The organism is Actinomadura coerulea (genome assembly GCF_014208105.1).
GTDB lineage: Bacteria > Actinomycetota > Actinomycetes > Streptosporangiales > Streptosporangiaceae > Spirillospora > Spirillospora coerulea.
The window spans coordinates 5,099,594-5,114,282 of sequence record NZ_JACHMQ010000001.1 but is presented as its reverse complement, the minus strand read 5'-3'; the positions used below and the strand labels follow the sequence as shown (position 1 = coordinate 5,114,282).

At 72.4% G+C, this 14,689-nt stretch carries 14 protein-coding genes and 1 riboswitch; of the genes, 11 read left to right on the top strand and 3 right to left on the bottom strand.

The annotated features are described in order from the left end of the window. Positions 1-159 precede the first annotated feature (159 nt). From sucC to BKA00_RS23375, 3 genes are all read left to right on the top strand, one after another. Positions 160-1,341, top strand: coding sequence for an ADP-forming succinate--CoA ligase subunit beta (gene sucC / locus BKA00_RS23385; RefSeq protein WP_185028292.1), 1,182 nt, complete (start codon positions 160-162; stop codon positions 1,339-1,341). A 2-nt stretch (positions 1,342-1,343) separates the two neighbouring features. Continuing rightward, positions 1,344-2,231 carry a succinate--CoA ligase subunit alpha gene (gene sucD / locus BKA00_RS23380; RefSeq protein WP_185028290.1) on the top strand — a complete coding sequence of 296 codons (888 nt, stop codon included), beginning with the start codon at positions 1,344-1,346 and terminating at the stop codon, positions 2,229-2,231. A 179-nt stretch (positions 2,232-2,410) separates the two neighbouring features. After that, a complete protein-coding gene (locus BKA00_RS23375; RefSeq protein ID WP_230298912.1) occupies positions 2,411-4,336 on the top strand; it encodes a cell division protein PerM in 1,926 nt (641 codons plus the stop codon). A gap of 25 nt (positions 4,337-4,361) precedes the next feature. Here the strand turns inward: BKA00_RS23375 and BKA00_RS23370 are convergent, their stop codons facing one another. Continuing rightward, the gene (locus tag BKA00_RS23370) at positions 4,362-4,862 is read right to left on the bottom strand and encodes a hypothetical protein (protein ID WP_185028288.1); all 501 of its coding nucleotides are present in this window, start codon (positions 4,860-4,862) and stop codon (positions 4,362-4,364) included. A gap of 144 nt (positions 4,863-5,006) precedes the next feature. Here BKA00_RS23370 and purN point away from each other — a divergent pair, with 144 nt between their 5' ends. The 4 genes from purN (at position 5,007) to BKA00_RS23350 (ending at position 8,542) form a co-directional block, all read left to right on the top strand. Continuing rightward, a complete protein-coding gene (purN, locus tag BKA00_RS23365) occupies positions 5,007-5,753 on the top strand; it encodes a phosphoribosylglycinamide formyltransferase (protein ID WP_230298911.1) in 747 nt (248 codons plus the stop codon). After that, positions 5,734-7,299 (top strand): bifunctional phosphoribosylaminoimidazolecarboxamide formyltransferase/IMP cyclohydrolase, encoded by a 1,566-nt coding sequence (gene purH, locus BKA00_RS23360; protein WP_185028286.1) that lies wholly within the window; start codon positions 5,734-5,736, stop codon positions 7,297-7,299. Before purN ends, purH begins: the two co-directional genes overlap by 20 nt. A 298-nt stretch (positions 7,300-7,597) precedes the next feature. Next, complete coding sequence (locus BKA00_RS23355) at positions 7,598-8,224, top strand: GAP family protein (RefSeq protein WP_185028284.1); 627 nt, start codon at positions 7,598-7,600, stop codon at positions 8,222-8,224. A gap of 141 nt (positions 8,225-8,365) precedes the next feature. Beyond that, on the top strand, positions 8,366-8,542 hold the full coding sequence (locus BKA00_RS23350) for a hypothetical protein (protein WP_185028283.1): 177 nt from the start codon (positions 8,366-8,368) through the stop codon (positions 8,540-8,542). Between the two features lie 47 nt (positions 8,543-8,589). Here BKA00_RS23350 and BKA00_RS23345 read toward each other — a convergent pair whose 3' ends face one another. Next, positions 8,590-9,183, bottom strand: a complete 594-nt coding sequence (locus BKA00_RS23345) for a GNAT family N-acetyltransferase (protein WP_185028281.1) — start codon at positions 9,181-9,183, stop codon at positions 8,590-8,592. Between the two features lie 126 nt (positions 9,184-9,309). After that, a riboswitch (ZMP/ZTP riboswitch) is annotated at positions 9,310-9,395 on the top strand. 61 nt (positions 9,396-9,456) lie between these two features. Here BKA00_RS23345 and BKA00_RS23340 point away from each other — a divergent pair. After that, positions 9,457-10,317 (top strand): bifunctional methylenetetrahydrofolate dehydrogenase/methenyltetrahydrofolate cyclohydrolase, encoded by an 861-nt coding sequence (locus tag BKA00_RS23340; protein ID WP_185028279.1) that lies wholly within the window; start codon positions 9,457-9,459, stop codon positions 10,315-10,317. A gap of 200 nt (positions 10,318-10,517) precedes the next feature. On the opposite strand, the gene BKA00_RS23335 is transcribed toward BKA00_RS23340, so the two are convergent. Next, entirely contained in the window at positions 10,518-11,249 is a 732-nt protein-coding gene (locus tag BKA00_RS23335; protein ID WP_185028277.1) for an FHA domain-containing protein, read from the bottom strand. A gap of 294 nt (positions 11,250-11,543) precedes the next feature. Between BKA00_RS23335 and BKA00_RS23330 the strand changes: the two genes are divergently transcribed. The 3 genes from BKA00_RS23330 to BKA00_RS23320 all read left to right on the top strand — a co-directional run bounded on the left by BKA00_RS23330 (position 11,544) and on the right by BKA00_RS23320 (position 14,658). Beyond that, positions 11,544-11,984, top strand: a complete 441-nt coding sequence (locus tag BKA00_RS23330) for a DUF3017 domain-containing protein (protein WP_185028274.1) — start codon at positions 11,544-11,546, stop codon at positions 11,982-11,984. Between the two features lie 138 nt (positions 11,985-12,122). Further along, entirely contained in the window at positions 12,123-13,340 is a 1,218-nt protein-coding gene (locus tag BKA00_RS23325) for an NADP-dependent isocitrate dehydrogenase (protein WP_185028273.1), read from the top strand. Positions 13,341-13,668: 328 nt separating this feature from the next. Then, a complete protein-coding gene (locus BKA00_RS23320; protein ID WP_185028271.1) occupies positions 13,669-14,658 on the top strand; it encodes a malate dehydrogenase in 990 nt (329 codons plus the stop codon). The last annotated feature ends 31 nt before the right edge of the window (positions 14,659-14,689 follow it).

Here is a 14,689-nt window from a genome sequence, read left to right as displayed (position 1 = left end):
GAAGTCCCCGTTACTTGTGGACCCGGCGGCGTCACCACCGAGGCGGGTTGACTAGGCTGCATCGACGGAGCGGACCGCCGAGTGCCGGCCGCACGGACACCCGTGTAACCCCCACTCGTGTGGTCACATTTGGCTGTCGATCCGTAAAAGGACGCCCTCGTGGACCTGTTCGAACATCAGGCGAAGGAACTCTTCGCCGAGTACGGGGTACCGGTGCCCACCGGCAAGGTCGCCCGTACACCCCAGGAAGCCCGGGACATCGCGGCGGAGCTGTTCGCCGCGGGGAGCTCGAAGGTCGTCGTGAAGGCCCAGGTGAAGACCGGGGGCCGCGGCAAGGCCGGCGGCGTGAAGCTGGCCGACTCCGCCGACGAGGCCGAGCAGCTCGCCACCCAGATCCTCGGCATGGACATCAAGGGCCACACGGTCCACAAGGTCCTGGTCGAGGAGGGAAGCGCGATCGCGCAGGAGTACTACTTCTCGTTCCTGCTCGACCGCGCCAACCGCACCTTCCTGTCCATCTGCTCGGTCGAGGGCGGCGTGGAGATCGAGGAGGTGCCGCACGACCGGCTGGCGATGGTGCCGGTCTCGCCGCTGGAGGGCGTCGACCGCGCCCGGGCGCGCGAGATCGCCGAGAAGGGCCGCCTCCCGCAGGAGGCCCTCGACGGCGCCGCCGAGCTGATCGAGCGGCTGTGGGCCGTGTTCACCGACGAGGACGCCACCCTCGTCGAGGTGAACCCGATGATCCTCACCGCCGACGGCCAGGTGAAGGCCCTCGACGGCAAGGTCTCCCTGGACGACAACGCCTCGTTCCGCCAGGACGACCACGCCGCGCTCGAGGACAAGGCCGCGGCCGACCCCCTGGAGGCGGCGGCGAAGGCCAAGGACCTCAACTACGTCAAGCTGGACGGCAGCGTCGGCATCATCGGCAACGGCGCCGGGCTCGTCATGTCCACGCTCGACGTGGTCGCCTACGCGGGCGAGCAGTTCAACGGGCAGAAGCCCGCGAACTTCCTCGACATCGGCGGCGGCGCGTCCGCCGAGGTGATGGCGAACGGGCTGGAGATCGTCCTGTCCGACGCCGACGTGAAGTCCGTCTTCGTCAACGTCTTCGGCGGCATCACCGCCTGCGACGCCGTCGCCAACGGCATCGTGTCGGCCTACAAGCTGCTGGCCGACCGCGGCGAGACCGTCAACCGCCCGCTCGTCGTCCGGCTGGACGGCAACAACGCCGAGCTCGGGCGCAGGATCCTCAACGACGCGGCGCTCCCCGGCGTCCAGCAGGTCGACACCATGGACGACGCGGCCAGGCGCGCCGCCGAACTCGCAGCGGCAGGTGCATGACAATGGCCATCTGGCTCACCGAGAACAGCAAGATCATCGTTCAGGGCATCACGGGCTCCGAGGGCACCAAGCACGGCCGCCGGATGCTCGCCTCCGGCGCCGAGGTCGTCGGCGGCGTGAACGCCCGCAAGGCCGGGCAGTCGGTCGACTTCGACGGCACGACCCTCCCGGTGTTCGGCACCGTCGAGGAGGCCATGCGGGAGACCGGCGCGGACGTCTCCGTCGTGTTCGTCCCGCCGAAGTTCACCAAGGACGCCGTGGTCGAGGCGATCGACGCCGAGATCCCGCTCTGCGTCGTCATCACCGAGGGCATCCCGGTGCACGACACCGCCTACTTCTGGGCGTACGCGGAGTCCAAGGGGAACAAGACACGCATCATCGGGCCGAACTGCCCCGGCATCGCGTCCCCCGGCAAGTCGAACGCCGGCATCATCCCCGCCGACATCACGACGCCCGGCCGGATCGGCCTGGTGTCCAAGTCGGGCACGCTGACGTACCAGATGATGTACGAACTGCGCGACATCGGCTTCTCCACCTGCGTCGGCATCGGCGGCGACCCCGTCATCGGGACGACCCACATCGACGCGCTCCAGGCGTTCCAGGACGACCCGGAGACCGACGCCATCGTGATGATCGGTGAGATCGGGGGCGACGCCGAGGAGCGCGCCGCCGCCTACATCGAGCAGCACGTGACCAAGCCGGTCGTCGGCTACGTCGCCGGGTTCACCGCCCCCGAGGGCAAGACCATGGGCCACGCCGGCGCCATCGTGTCCGGCTCCGCCGGCACCGCGCAGGCGAAGAAGGAGGCCCTGGAGAAGGTCGGCGTCCGGGTCGGCAAGACCCCGAGCGAGACCGCCGTCCTCATGCGGGAGATCATGCAGAAGCGCTGATCGCCCCGGAACACCCGAAAGACGCCCGTGCTGCTTCGCGGCCCGGGCGTCTTTCGCGTCCCGGCCGCCGCCGCGCCCGGGGCGGGGCGCGGCGGTGAAGTCCGGACGGGCGTGATCACAAAGGCGACACGCCGGGCGGGCGGGCCTTGCCGGGGCGGGCGCGGTGCCAGCATGGACCGGTGAGCGACAAGACCCCCGGGCAGCGCGCGAAGCGGGAGCCGTCGAAGGCGGCACCGTCGAAGGCGGCACCCCCGAAGAGCGCACCCTCCAGGAGCGCACCGCCGAAGGGTGCAGGCGCGAGGGCGGCGGGGGCGAAGGGCCTGCCGAAGGCGGCGCCGGCAGGCGAAGCGGGACGGGCCGACGGGCCGCCGGGCGCGGACTCCGGGCGCGGCCGCCCGCCGGGCGTCCCCGCGAGGCCGCTGTACGTCACGGGGCTCGTGGCGGCGCTGTGGTGCATCGGCATCGGTCTCGCGGTCCTCACCACGATCACGCTGATCGGCTGGATCGCCGCGCCGAAGACCGCGCTCGGCCACGGCATGGCCGGGGTGTTCCGCACGGCCGTGAACTTCTGGCTGGTCTCGCACCACGCGGGCTTCTCCTACGGGCACGGGCGGTTCGGGCTCCTCCCGCTCGGCGTGCTCGTCCTGCCCGGGGTCCTGCTCTACCGGGGCGGCGGGTGGATGATCCGGGTGGCCGGGCTGCCGCACCGGCAGCGCACGGCGGTCCTGCACGTGAGCGTCGCGCTGGCCGTCCCGTACGCGGCGCTGGCGGGGCTGCTCGCCCTCGCGGCGTCGTCCGAGGAGGTGCGGCCGTCGGCGTGGCAGGCGCTCGTCGGGTGCTTCCTCGTCGCCGCCGTCGCGGGCGGGCTGGGGGCGGCGCGGGCGGTCGTGGCGGCGGAGGCCCGCGGACGGCGGGTCCGGTCCGGGCTGGGCGCGCTGCTGAGGCTGCTGCCCGAACGGCCGCGCTCCCTGGTGATCGGCGTCGCGGGGTCGCTGAGCGTGCTGCTCGCGTCCGGCGCGCTGCTCGTCGGCGGGTCCCTCGCGACGCACCTGTCGGACGCCGATGACCTCTACGACATGCTCGCCCCCGGCGCCGTCGGCGGCGTCCTGCTGCTGCTGGTCGAGCTGGCGTTCCTGCCGAACGCGGCGATCTGGGGCATGGCGTACGCGGTCGGGCCGGGCTTCTCCGTCGGCGCCGGGACGAGCGTCTCCCCGACCGGGGTGTTCCTGGACGCCGTGCCCGCGTTCCCGCCGCTCGCGGCCCTCCCCCAGCCGGGCCCGGCGCCCGCGATCTCACTGCTGGCGCTGACCGCCCCGTTCGTCGCCGGCGCGGTCGGCGGCGTCCTGACGATACGGTCGCTGCCGAGCCCGGTGTCCGAGGGCGCGCCGCTGTGGGGCTTCGTGTCCGGTGCCCTCACCGGGGCCGTCGCGGCGCTGCTGAGCGCGCTGGCGGGAGGGCCGCTGGGCGGCGGACGGATGGCGACCGTGGGCCCGTCCGCGTGGCAGGTGGGGCTGCTGGCCGCCCTGGAGGTGGGGATCTCGGCGGCGATCGCGGCGTGGGTGGCGAACTGGATGGTGCTGCGGCGTCCGGCGCGCGCCCCGTCGAAGAAGCGGGCGGCCAAGAAGGCGGCCAAGGCCTCCGCCGCGAAGGCGCCCGCCAAGAAGGGGGCGGCGAAGAAGCCCGCCAAGCCGAAGAAGCGGGTACGGGCCGTTCCGGAGCCCGCCGTACCGTTGTCCGCGCCCGTTCCCGGGGACTACGACCTGCGCCTTGAGGGCCCGCCCAAGCCGGCGCCGAAAGCCCCGCACGCCCCGGACCCGCTGGAGTTCGAGGAGGCGGAGCCCGTCCTCGCGCCCCGGCGGCCCCGCCGCCGGACGGACCCGGTGCCCGATCTCGCCGAGGACGAGCCGCCGCCGCCGAGCGACGGCACGATCGTCGTCGAGGGGCACCTGGATCCCGAGGAGCCCGGCGGGCACCACGATCCCGGCGAGCAGGAGCCCCCGGAGGAGCGACGCCCCGTCCCTCCGCCCCGCGAGGACTCGGGACGCACCGAGAACCGGGGCGGCGCCATCTACGTTCTCCGAGACGACCCCGACCAGGACGTCTAGCCGCCTCCGCGCCGGATCCGCGGCGTCAGAGCAGGTCGCCGTACTTGTCCATGCTGCCGGCGGGCAGGTCGAGCTTCTTCTCGATCTTCGGGTAGTACTCGGCGCGGCACGCCTGCTTGTCGGTGGTGGTGTTGGAGGCGCTGACGCAGCTCTGGTAGCCGCTCAGCTCCGCCCACAGGAACGCCGTCAGGGAGACCGACAGCAGCGAGAAGACCAGGCCGATCGACCCGAGCACGATGCCGGGGACGGCGCCGGGGGCGGCGTCACGCGTGCGGCGGGCGCTCCGGCGGGCCCTGACGCCGACGACGAGCGCGGCGATGCCGAGCACCAGGCCGAGCGGGTAGAAGAAGAACGCGGTCAGCAGGGCGATGCCGCCGAGCCACAGGGCCCGCCAGCCGGTCCCTCGCCCGCCCTTGCGCGGTCCCGCGGGCGGCTCTCCCTCCGGCCGCCCGTCGGGGCGGTCCTCGGGCTGGGCCGGACGGTCCGGCTGGTCGCTCACGTTCTTCTCCTCCTGGGGCGTGCGCATCTCTGTTCCATGCGGGGTGTTCGTACGGGCGGTGTTCGTGCGGGCTCTGGTTCGTGCGGCTCCGGTTCCGGCGGTCTGGGGTGAGGCGGCGCCGATGCCGCCCGATAGGCTTCGTGTCGTCCCAGCAACGTCCACCGGGGAGAAATGGTGTCCGCCCGGCTCGTCGTCCTCGTCTCCGGCGCGGGGACCAACCTACAAGCGCTGCTCGACGCGTGCGCGGATCCAGCCTACGGGGCGAAAGTGGTGGCCGTGGGGGCGGACCGCCCCGATATCGGCGGAACCGAGCGCGCCGAACGGGCGGGATTGCCCACTTTCACCCTCTGCATACCGGATTTCCCGTCCCGGGACGACTGGGACGCGGCGCTCGCCGAGGCCGTCGCCGCGTACGAGCCCGACCTCGTGGTGTCCGCCGGCTTCATGAAGATCCTCGGCCCGCGGTTCCTGGCGCGCTTCGGCGGCCGGACGGTCAACACCCACCCCGCGCTGCTGCCGTCCTTCCCCGGCGCGCACGCCGTACGGGACGCCCTGGCGTACGGGGTGAAGGTCACGGGCTGTACGGTTCACTTCGTCGACGAAGGCGTGGACACCGGACCCGTCATCGCCCAGGAGACCGTCCCCGTGGGCTGGCATGACGACGAAGACTCCCTGCACGAGCGGATCAAGCAGGTGGAGCGCCGGCTCCTCGTCGACGTCGTCGGACGGCTGGCCCGCGACGGGTGGACCGTACGCGGCCGGCGGGTCTCCATGAAGTGCCGGACCTGCGCGGACCCGCCCGGCGGCGAGGCCTCCGCCACTGGTCCGTCCGGCAGCGGTTCGTCTGGCAGCGGTTCGTCTGACATGGGTTCGTCCGATCAAGAGGGGAGCTCGGCCGGTGAGTCGGGTGGCGATTAAGCGCGCGCTGATCAGTGTGTACGACAAGTCCGGGCTGGAGGAGCTGGCCCGCGGCCTGCACGAGGCGGGAGTGGAGATCGTCTCGACCGGGTCGACGGCGGGCCGGATCTCCGCCGCCGGCGTCCCGGTGATGAAGGTGGAGAAGCTCACCGGGTTCCCCGAGTGCCTGGACGGACGGGTCAAGACCCTGCACCCGAAGGTGCACGCGGGCCTGCTCGCCGACCGGCGCAAGGAGGACCATCTCCAGCAGCTCGACGACCTGGCCGTCGAGCCGTTCGACCTGGTGGTCGCGAACCTGTACCCGTTCGCCGACACGGTCGACTCGGGCGCGACGCCGGACGAGTGCGTCGAGCAGATCGACATCGGCGGGCCCACGATGGTCCGCGCGGCCGCGAAGAACCACGCGAGCGTCTCCGTCGTGGTGGACCCGTCCGCCTACGGGACCGTCCTGGACGCCGTGAAGGCCGGCGGGTTCACCCTGGAGGAGCGCCGCCGCCTGGCCGCGCGGGCGTTCGCGCACACCGCGTCCTACGACGTGGCCGTGGCGTCCTGGTTCGCCGGCGACTACGCGCCCGACGAGACCGCCGCCGAGACGCGGTGGCCCGACTTCCTCGGCGCCACCTGGGAGCGCTCGAACACCCTGCGGTACGGCGAGAACCCGCACCAGCGGGCCGCCCTGTACCGCTCGCCGGGCGAGACCGGCCTGGCCGGGGCCGAGCAGCTCTACGGCAAGGAGATGTCCTACAACAACTACGTCGACACCGACGCCGCGCGCCGCGCCGCCTACGACTTCACCGAGCCGTGCGTCGCGATCATCAAGCACGCCAACCCGTGCGGCATCGCGGTCGGCGCGGACATCGCCGAGGCGCACCGCAGGGCGCACGCCTGCGACCCGGTGTCGGCGTACGGCGGCGTGATCGCGGCGAACCGCCCGGTCACCGCGGACATGGCCCGCCAGGTCACCGAGAGCTTCGCCGAGGTGGTGGTGGCCCCGTCCTTCGAGGACGAGGCCGTGGCCGTCCTGAAGGACCGCTTCAAGAACGTCCGCCTGCTGGTCTGCCCGGACGCCCCGGCGGGCGGCGTCGAGTACCGGCGCGTCGACGGCGGCGTGCTGCTGCAGGACGTGGACGGCGTGGACGCCGGCGGCGACGACCCGTCCGCCTGGGAGCTCAAGACGGGCGCCGCCGCGGACGAGGCGACCCTGCGCGACCTGGCGTTCGCGTGGCGGGCGATCCGCTCGGTGAAGTCCAACGCGATCCTGCTGGCCGCGGACGGCGCCACCGTCGGCGTCGGCATGGGCCAGGTCAACCGGGTCGACTCCGCCAAGCTCGCCGTCGCGCGGGCCGGGCGGGAGCGGGCCGCGGCGTCGGTGGGCGCGTCCGACGCGTTCTTCCCGTTCCCGGACGGCCTGGAGGTCCTGGCCGAGGCGGGCGTCCGCGCGATCGTGGAGCCCGGCGGGTCCGTCAACGACGACAAGGTGATCGCCGCGGCGGAGAAGGCCGGCATCACTCTCTACTTCACCGGCGTCCGGCACTTCTTCCACTGAGGTCCGCGAGCCGAGGTTCGCTGGGCACGCCGTCCTGCCAGGCGCGCCGGCGGGACGTTCCCCGCCGGCGCGCCTCGGTGCTTCCCGGGCCGTGCGACCGCGGGCGCCGCGTCCGTGCTCCTCAGGGGCGGATCAGCCGCGTCCCTGGTGCGGGCCATCGGACGCGCGCCGGGCAGAGGAAATGATCAGCTCCCGGTCAAGAACGCGTCGACCGGCGGACCGGGTCTCGATCGCTCCTCTACCGTGAGTCCTGACCAGGGCGTTTCCCGCCCAGCGGGAGTCAATGCGGGGAGGGGCCATGACTCTTCAGGTGCTCCCGCTCGCGATCACGATGATGGCGGGGCCCCAGATCATGTCCGCGATCATCCTGGTGACGACCGCGAGGCCCGTGCAGGCCTCCCTGGCGTTCCTGGGCGGCGTGGCCCTGTCGGCGAGCGCGGGGGTGGCCGCCGCGCGGGGCATCTTCGCGCTGGTGGGCAGCAACGTGGACATCGGCAAGGCGTCCGACGACAGCTCGGTGGGAAAGATCGTCCAGTACGTGCTGATCGCGCTGCTGCTGGTCGCCATCCTGCGCAACTACGTGAAGCGGGCCACGATCGAACCGCCCAAATGGCTCGGGTCGCTGATGAACGCCGGGCCCGGCCGGGCGTTCAAGACCGGGCTGCTGCTGATCATTCTGATGCCCTCCGACATCATCGTGATGCTGACGGTGGGGGCCAACCTGGAGCAGCACCACGAGGGCGTGGCCGCGGCCGCCGTCTTCGTCGGGGCCACCCTCCTGGTCGCGGCGGTGCCGCTCCTCGCCCTGCTGATCTTCCACCGGCGCGCCGAGCGCGCCATGCCCCGCGCGCGGGAGTGGATGACGCACAACAGCTGGATGGTCAACATCATCTGCTGCCTGATCTTCATCGCGATCATCCACTGACGGCGGCCCGCCCCGCCCGCCCTTTCGCGACCTGTTTCCCGCCGCGGGACCGCGCACGGCCGCCGGGAGGGTAGCCTCAGGCTGCCGCGCCCCCCTGACCCTCCCTTGACCCCGGCGCGGGCGTTCCGTGGTGGAGGCGGGATGAATCTGCTGATGTCCCTCATGCTCGGCGTCGTCTACCAGGCCGACTTGCTGCTGATGGAGTCCCGGCAGGTGATCGGGCTGATCGCCGCGTTCCTGGCCGCGGTGCTCGCCGCCCAGCTCGGCTGGCACGGCACCGACCGCCTCATCGGCTGGCGCCAGCGCCCCGAGGACTGAGCGCTCCGCGGACCGGCCGTCCGGTCCCGGCCGGCCACTGCGCCCCCTCAGCGCAGTCGCCCGCGCAGGGCGCGTTCGGCGGCGGGCCATTCGTCGTCCGTCATCGCGTAGGCGGCGGTGTCGCGGATCGAGCCGTCCGCGCGGATCCGGTGCTTGCGGTGGACGCCCTCGAACGCCGCCCCGAGCCGCTCGATCGCCGCGCGCGACCGCTCGTTGCGGACGTGCGTGTGCCAGCCGACCCGGATCGCCCCGAGGTCGCCGAACGCGCGGCCCATGAGGAGCAGCTTCGCCTCGGTGTTGAGCCCCGTCCGGTGCCACCGCGACCCCAGCCAGGTGTGGCCGATGCACAGGCCGCGGTCGGACGGGGAGATCTCGTAGTAGGACGTCGTCCCGGCGACCTCTCCGGTCACGGCGTCGATCTGGACCCAGGGCAGGCGCAGCCCGCGCTCGCAGGCCGCGAGTGCCCGGTCGACCTGCGCCCGCATCTCGCCGGCGCTCTCCGGCTGCCGCTGGCTCATCCACGTCCACAGGTCCGGGTCCTTGGAGGCCTCGAACAGGCCCGCGGCGTGCCCGGCGGTCAGCGGCTCCAGCCGCACGTACCGCCCGGTCAGGACGGGCCGCTCGAACCATTCGTCGTTCATGCCGAGCACGCTAGGAGCCCGGGGGCGGCATCCGGCAGAGCCACTTGACGCCCTTTTCCGCAAGCCACTCGCGCGGCCGCCCCGGCGGAGCCGCGGGGCCGCCGTCTCCGGGCGGCCCGTTAGCATGGGGACCTACGCGACTGGCGCGGTCAAGGTGGATCACCACCGGGGAGCGAACGACAGTCCGGACACCGCGCGCCTGGGTGGACGGGACCCCTTCCGGCCGGGCTGTGCCCGGGGCCCGGTCCCGCCGAGATCCACGCGGAGGAACGCATGACGGCACAGATTCTGGACGGCAAGGCCACGGCCGCCGAGATCCGCTCGAACCTCAAGGTCCGCGTCGAGGCGCTGCGCGACCGCGGCGTCTCCGTCGGGCTCGGCACCGTCCTGGTCGGCGACGACCCGGGCAGCCACTCGTACGTGAACATGAAGCACCGCGACTGCGCCGAGGTCGGCATCGAGAGCATCCGCCGCGACCTGCCCGCCACCGCCTCGCAGGACGAGGTGGAGCACGCCGTCGCCGAGCTGAACGCCGACCCCGCCTGCACCGGCTACATCGTCCAGCTGCCGCTCCCGAAGGGCCTGGACGAGCAGCGCGTGCTGGAGCGCATCGACCCGTCCAAGGACGCCGACGGCCTGCACCCGGTCAACCTCGGACGGCTCGTCCTGATGCAGCCGGGTCCGCTGCCGTGCACGCCGAAGGGCATCGTCGAGCTGCTGCGCCGCTTCGACGTCCCGCTGAAGGGGGCCGAGGTCACCGTCGTCGGCCGCGGCATCACCGTCGGCCGCTCCCTCGGCCTGCTGCTGACCCGCCGCACCGAGAACGCGACCGTCACCCTCTGCCACACCGCCACCCGCGACCTCGCCGAGCACACCCGCAAGGCCGACATCGTCGTGGCGGCGGCCGGGGTGCCCGGCCTCATCACCGCCGACATGGTCAAGCCCGGCGCCGCCGTCCTCGACGTGGGCGTGTCCCGCGTGGACGGCAAGCTCGCCGGGGACGTCGCCGCCGACGTCCGCGACGTCGCCGGCTGGGTCGCGCCCAACCCCGGCGGCGTCGGCCCGATGACCCGCGCCATGCTCCTCGCGAACGTCGTCGAGGCCGCCGAGCAGGCCGCCGACCGGGCCGTCTGACCGGACGGGCCGATCGGACGGCGCCCGGCCCGACCGGGCGCCGTCCGCGGACGGGCGTGCTGCGGGGGCCGCCACCAGCACCAGGTGGCGGCCCCCGTCCGCGTGTCCCTGGGCCGCGCCGTCACTTACGCGGCCGCATCGGGGGCTGAGCGATCGCCCTCCGGTCGCGCTGCCGGAGGAGGGCGACCGCGGGTCTCACATCAGCTGGCCCTCCGTCCCGCGGCCGTGCTGTGCGCCGGACGGCCCGGGCCGTGGGCGTGACCGGTGGCGCCCGGCCGGCGCGTCTCGGTGGTGCCGCGCACCCCGGGGGCGCGCCCGTCCATCGGCGGACGGCCCTGCTGGGGCACGTGCACCGGCGGCAGCGGGCGGACGAGGCCCATCGCGATGACCTCGTTGGCGAGCCGAGTGCGCCGGTTGGCGCCCTCGGGGATCCGGAACTTCTGGTAGAGGCGGAGCAGATGCTGCTTGACCGCGGCCTCCGTGACGACCAGCTCGCCGGCGATGTCGCGCGCCGTGGCCGGGGCCACGAACGCCTCGTCGGACAGGGCGGGCCGGCACAGCGAGGTCAGCACGTCGACCTCCCGGCGGGTGAGCTCGGGCGCGACGGCGCGCCGCAGTTCGACGTCCGGGTCGACCTCCTCACGGGGGATGCCCCCCAAGCGGCAGCGCGCCGTGCCGAAGCTCACGACGTCACCGTCCTCCAGCACACGGCGGGCGATCGGCCGGCCGTTGACGCGCGTCCCGTTGCGGGACAGGCCCATGTCCACCACGTAGACGTACGGGCCACGTCGGACGATCTCTGCGTGCAAACGGGACACAGACGGGTCGTCGAGGCGGATGTCCACTCCTCTCCCTCTCCCGACCGTCGTAACGTCGGGGCGCAGCGGCACCACCAGCCCGCTGTCCTCGATCCGCATGAACGGCCCCTCCACGGCAGTCCTCCCAGCTAGTTAGCGACCCCTGTCTGCCGGGTTACCCGGGTGCCATGCCGTCACACCCTCCTACTGGCGAGTAGGACCGATGGCGCAGGGGATTCCGCGCTCTCGGCCATCACCTTGAGCACATAGGTCCCGTCCGCTTTTCGGCCCCGGGGGACAAGGCGGACTCTTCCCCCAGCGTCTCGCTTGAGTCTCCGTCCCGACTGATTCACGTCCCCTCGCGGCCCGCTCCCGCCGGAGGGACGCGCGATGTCGTGCCGGGCCCCGATTGCCTATACCGTGAAGGCCATGAGCACCCAGGTGCACCGGCGCAGGCGCAAGGCGCCGCGTCGGAGGAGCGCCGCCCCGCACTGGCTCGCGCGGCTGCCGTACCTCCTCGTGCTCAGCGGCGTCGGCGCGGGGCTCACGCTGTGCGCCTTCAACTACTTCCGCAAGGGCTCGGGCCTGATGGCCGCCGCGCTGCTCATCGGCGCGCTGGCCCGGCTGCTGCTGCCCGAGTCGCAGCTCGGCCCGCTCGCCGTCCGGAGCCGGTCGGTCGACTGCTGGACGCTCGTGATCCTCGGCGAGATGGTCGCGTTCGTGTCGCTGAGCGTCCCGCCGATGAACAAGACCGGGCTCGTCCTCGCCGGCGCCTTCGGCGTGCTGATCGCGTTCACGATGCTGGTGCGCGGCGTGCGGCTGCTCATCGCCGGACGCTCCTCCCGGGCGGCGCAGGAGCCGCCCGGCTAGCGCGTCGGCGCAGGTCAGGCAGGATGCGGCGGGTCCCAGGGCAAGGCCAGGTCTAGACCTCATGACCGCCTCGGCTAGCCTTGCCAGTTGAGCCTTACAAGGACTGCTGGCCAGGTGTAGGAAAGGGACAGCAACAGCATGCCCAAGATCAAAGTAGCGGGCCCGGTCGTCGAACTCGACGGCGACGAAATGACGCGGATCATCTGGAAATTCATCAAGGACCAGTTGATCCTGCCCTACCTCGATGTGGACCTGAAGTACTACGACCTGGGGATCGAGCACCGTGACGCCACGGACGACCAGGTCACCGTCGACGCCGCCAAGGCCATCCTCGAGCACGGCGTCGGTGTGAAGTGCGCGACCATCACCCCCGACGAGGCGCGCGTCGAGGAGTTCGGCCTGAAGAAGATGTGGCGGTCCCCGAACGGGACGATCCGCAACATCCTGGGCGGCGTGATCTTCCGTGAGCCGATCGTCGTCTCCAATATCCCGCGCCTGGTCCCCGGTTGGACGAAGCCGATCATCATCGGCCGCCACGCCCACGGCGACCAGTACAAGGCCACCGACTTCGTCGTGCCGGGCCCGGGCAAGGTGACGATCACCTACACCCCCGAGGACGAGGGCGAGCCGATGGAGTTCGAGATCGCCTCGTTCCCCGGCGGCGGCGTGGCGATGGGCATGTACAACTACGACGACTCGATCCGCGACTTCGCCCGGACGAGCATGCGGTACGCGCTGAGCCGCGAGATGCCGCTGTACATGTCGACGAAGAACACGATCCTCAAGGCCTACGACGGCCGGTTCAAGGATCTCTTCCAGGAGATCTACGAGTCCGAGTTCAAGGCCGAGTTCGAGGCCAAGGGCCTCACCTACGAGCACCGCCTGATCGACGACATGGTCGCGGCGGCGCTGAAGTGGGAGGGCGGGTTCGTCTGGGCCGCCAAGAACTACGACGGCGACGTCCAGTCCGACACCCTCGCGCAGGGCTTCGGCTCGCTCGGCCTCATGACCTCCGTCCTCATGACCCCCGACGGCAGGACCGTCGAGGCCGAGGCGGCGCACGGCACGGTGACCCGGCACTACCGGCAGCACCAGCAGGGCAAGCCGACGTCGACCAACCCGATCGCGTCGATCTTCGCCTGGACGCGCGGACTCGAGCACCGCGGCAAGCTCGACGGCCAGCCCGAGGTCATCGACTTCGCGCGCAAGCTGGAGCAGGTCTGCATCGAGACCGTCGAGAGCGGCCAGATGACCAAGGACTTGGCCCTGCTCGTCGGCGGGGAGACCCCCTGGCTGACCACGCAGGGCTTCCTGGAGGCGCTCGACACCAACCTCCAGAAGAAGATCGGCGGGTAGTACCGCGCCGGTCGCTCCCCGCGCAGGCGGGGATGGCCCGTTCACCGGCGGAGGCGCCGCGATGGACATGCAGTGGTCCCCGCGCACGCGGGGGTGAAGGCCGTCCCGGACACGTTCCGGGGCGGCCTTCCGCCTGTTCGGGACGGGGCGCATGCCGGGAGGCGCACCTGCGCGGTGGCGGGCGCGGCGTGCGCGATAGCCTGGCACCGCAACTATCTCGACGGCGAGAGAACCCGCGCGGCGGAGTGCAGGCGGGCGGCCTCTCGGGCGGTCGGGTTCCCAAGGATGGCCGCCTGAGCCCCGTCAGGTCACAGCAGGAGAAGGACGCATGACTCGCACCCCAGTCACCGTTACCGTTACCGGCGCCGCGGGCCAGATCGGCTACGCGCTGCTGTTCCGCATCGCGTCAGGGCACCTCCTCGGCGCGGACGTGCCCGTACGCCTGCGCCTGCTGGAGATCCCGCAGGCGGTGAAGGCCGCGGAGGGCACCGCGATGGAACTGGACGACTGCGCGTTCCCGCTGCTGTCCGGAATCGACATCTTCGACGACGCCGTACGGGCGTTCGAGGGGACGAACGTGGCGCTGCTGGTCGGCGCCCGCCCGCGCACGAAGGGCATGGAGCGCGGCGACCTGCTGGAGGCCAACGGCGGCATCTTCAAGCCGCAGGGCGAGGCGATCAACGCCGGCGCGGCCGACGACGTCAAGGTCCTGGTGGTCGGCAACCCGGCGAACACCAACGCGCTGATCGCCCAGCAGCACGCGCCGGACGTCCCGGCCGAGCGGTTCACCGCCATGACGCGCCTGGACCACAACCGCGCCCTCGCGCAGCTGTCGAAGAAGGCGGGCGCCTCGGTCGCCGACATCCGCAGGATGACGATCTGGGGCAACCACTCCGCCACGCAGTACCCGGACCTGTTCCACGCCGAGATCGCCGGCAGGAACGCCGCCGAGACGGTGAACGACCAGGGCTGGCTGGAGAACGAGTTCATCCCGACCGTGGCCAAGCGCGGCGCCGCGATCATCGAGGCGCGGGGCGCGTCGTCGGCGGCGTCGGCCGCCTCCGCCGCCATCGACCACGTGCACACCTGGGTGAACGGCACCGCCGACGGCGACTGGACGTCCATGGCGGTCGTGTCGGACGGCTCCTACGGCGTCCCCGAGGGCCTGATCTCCTCCTTCCCGGTCACCACCGCGGACGGCGAGTGGGAGATCGTCCAGGGCCTGGAGATCGACGACTTCTCCCGCGCCCGCATCGACGCGTCCGTCGCGGAGCTGTCGGAGGAGCGCGAGGCGGTCCGCAAGCTCGGCCTCATCTGACCCGCGCGCGCACGAGCCCCGGACCACGCGG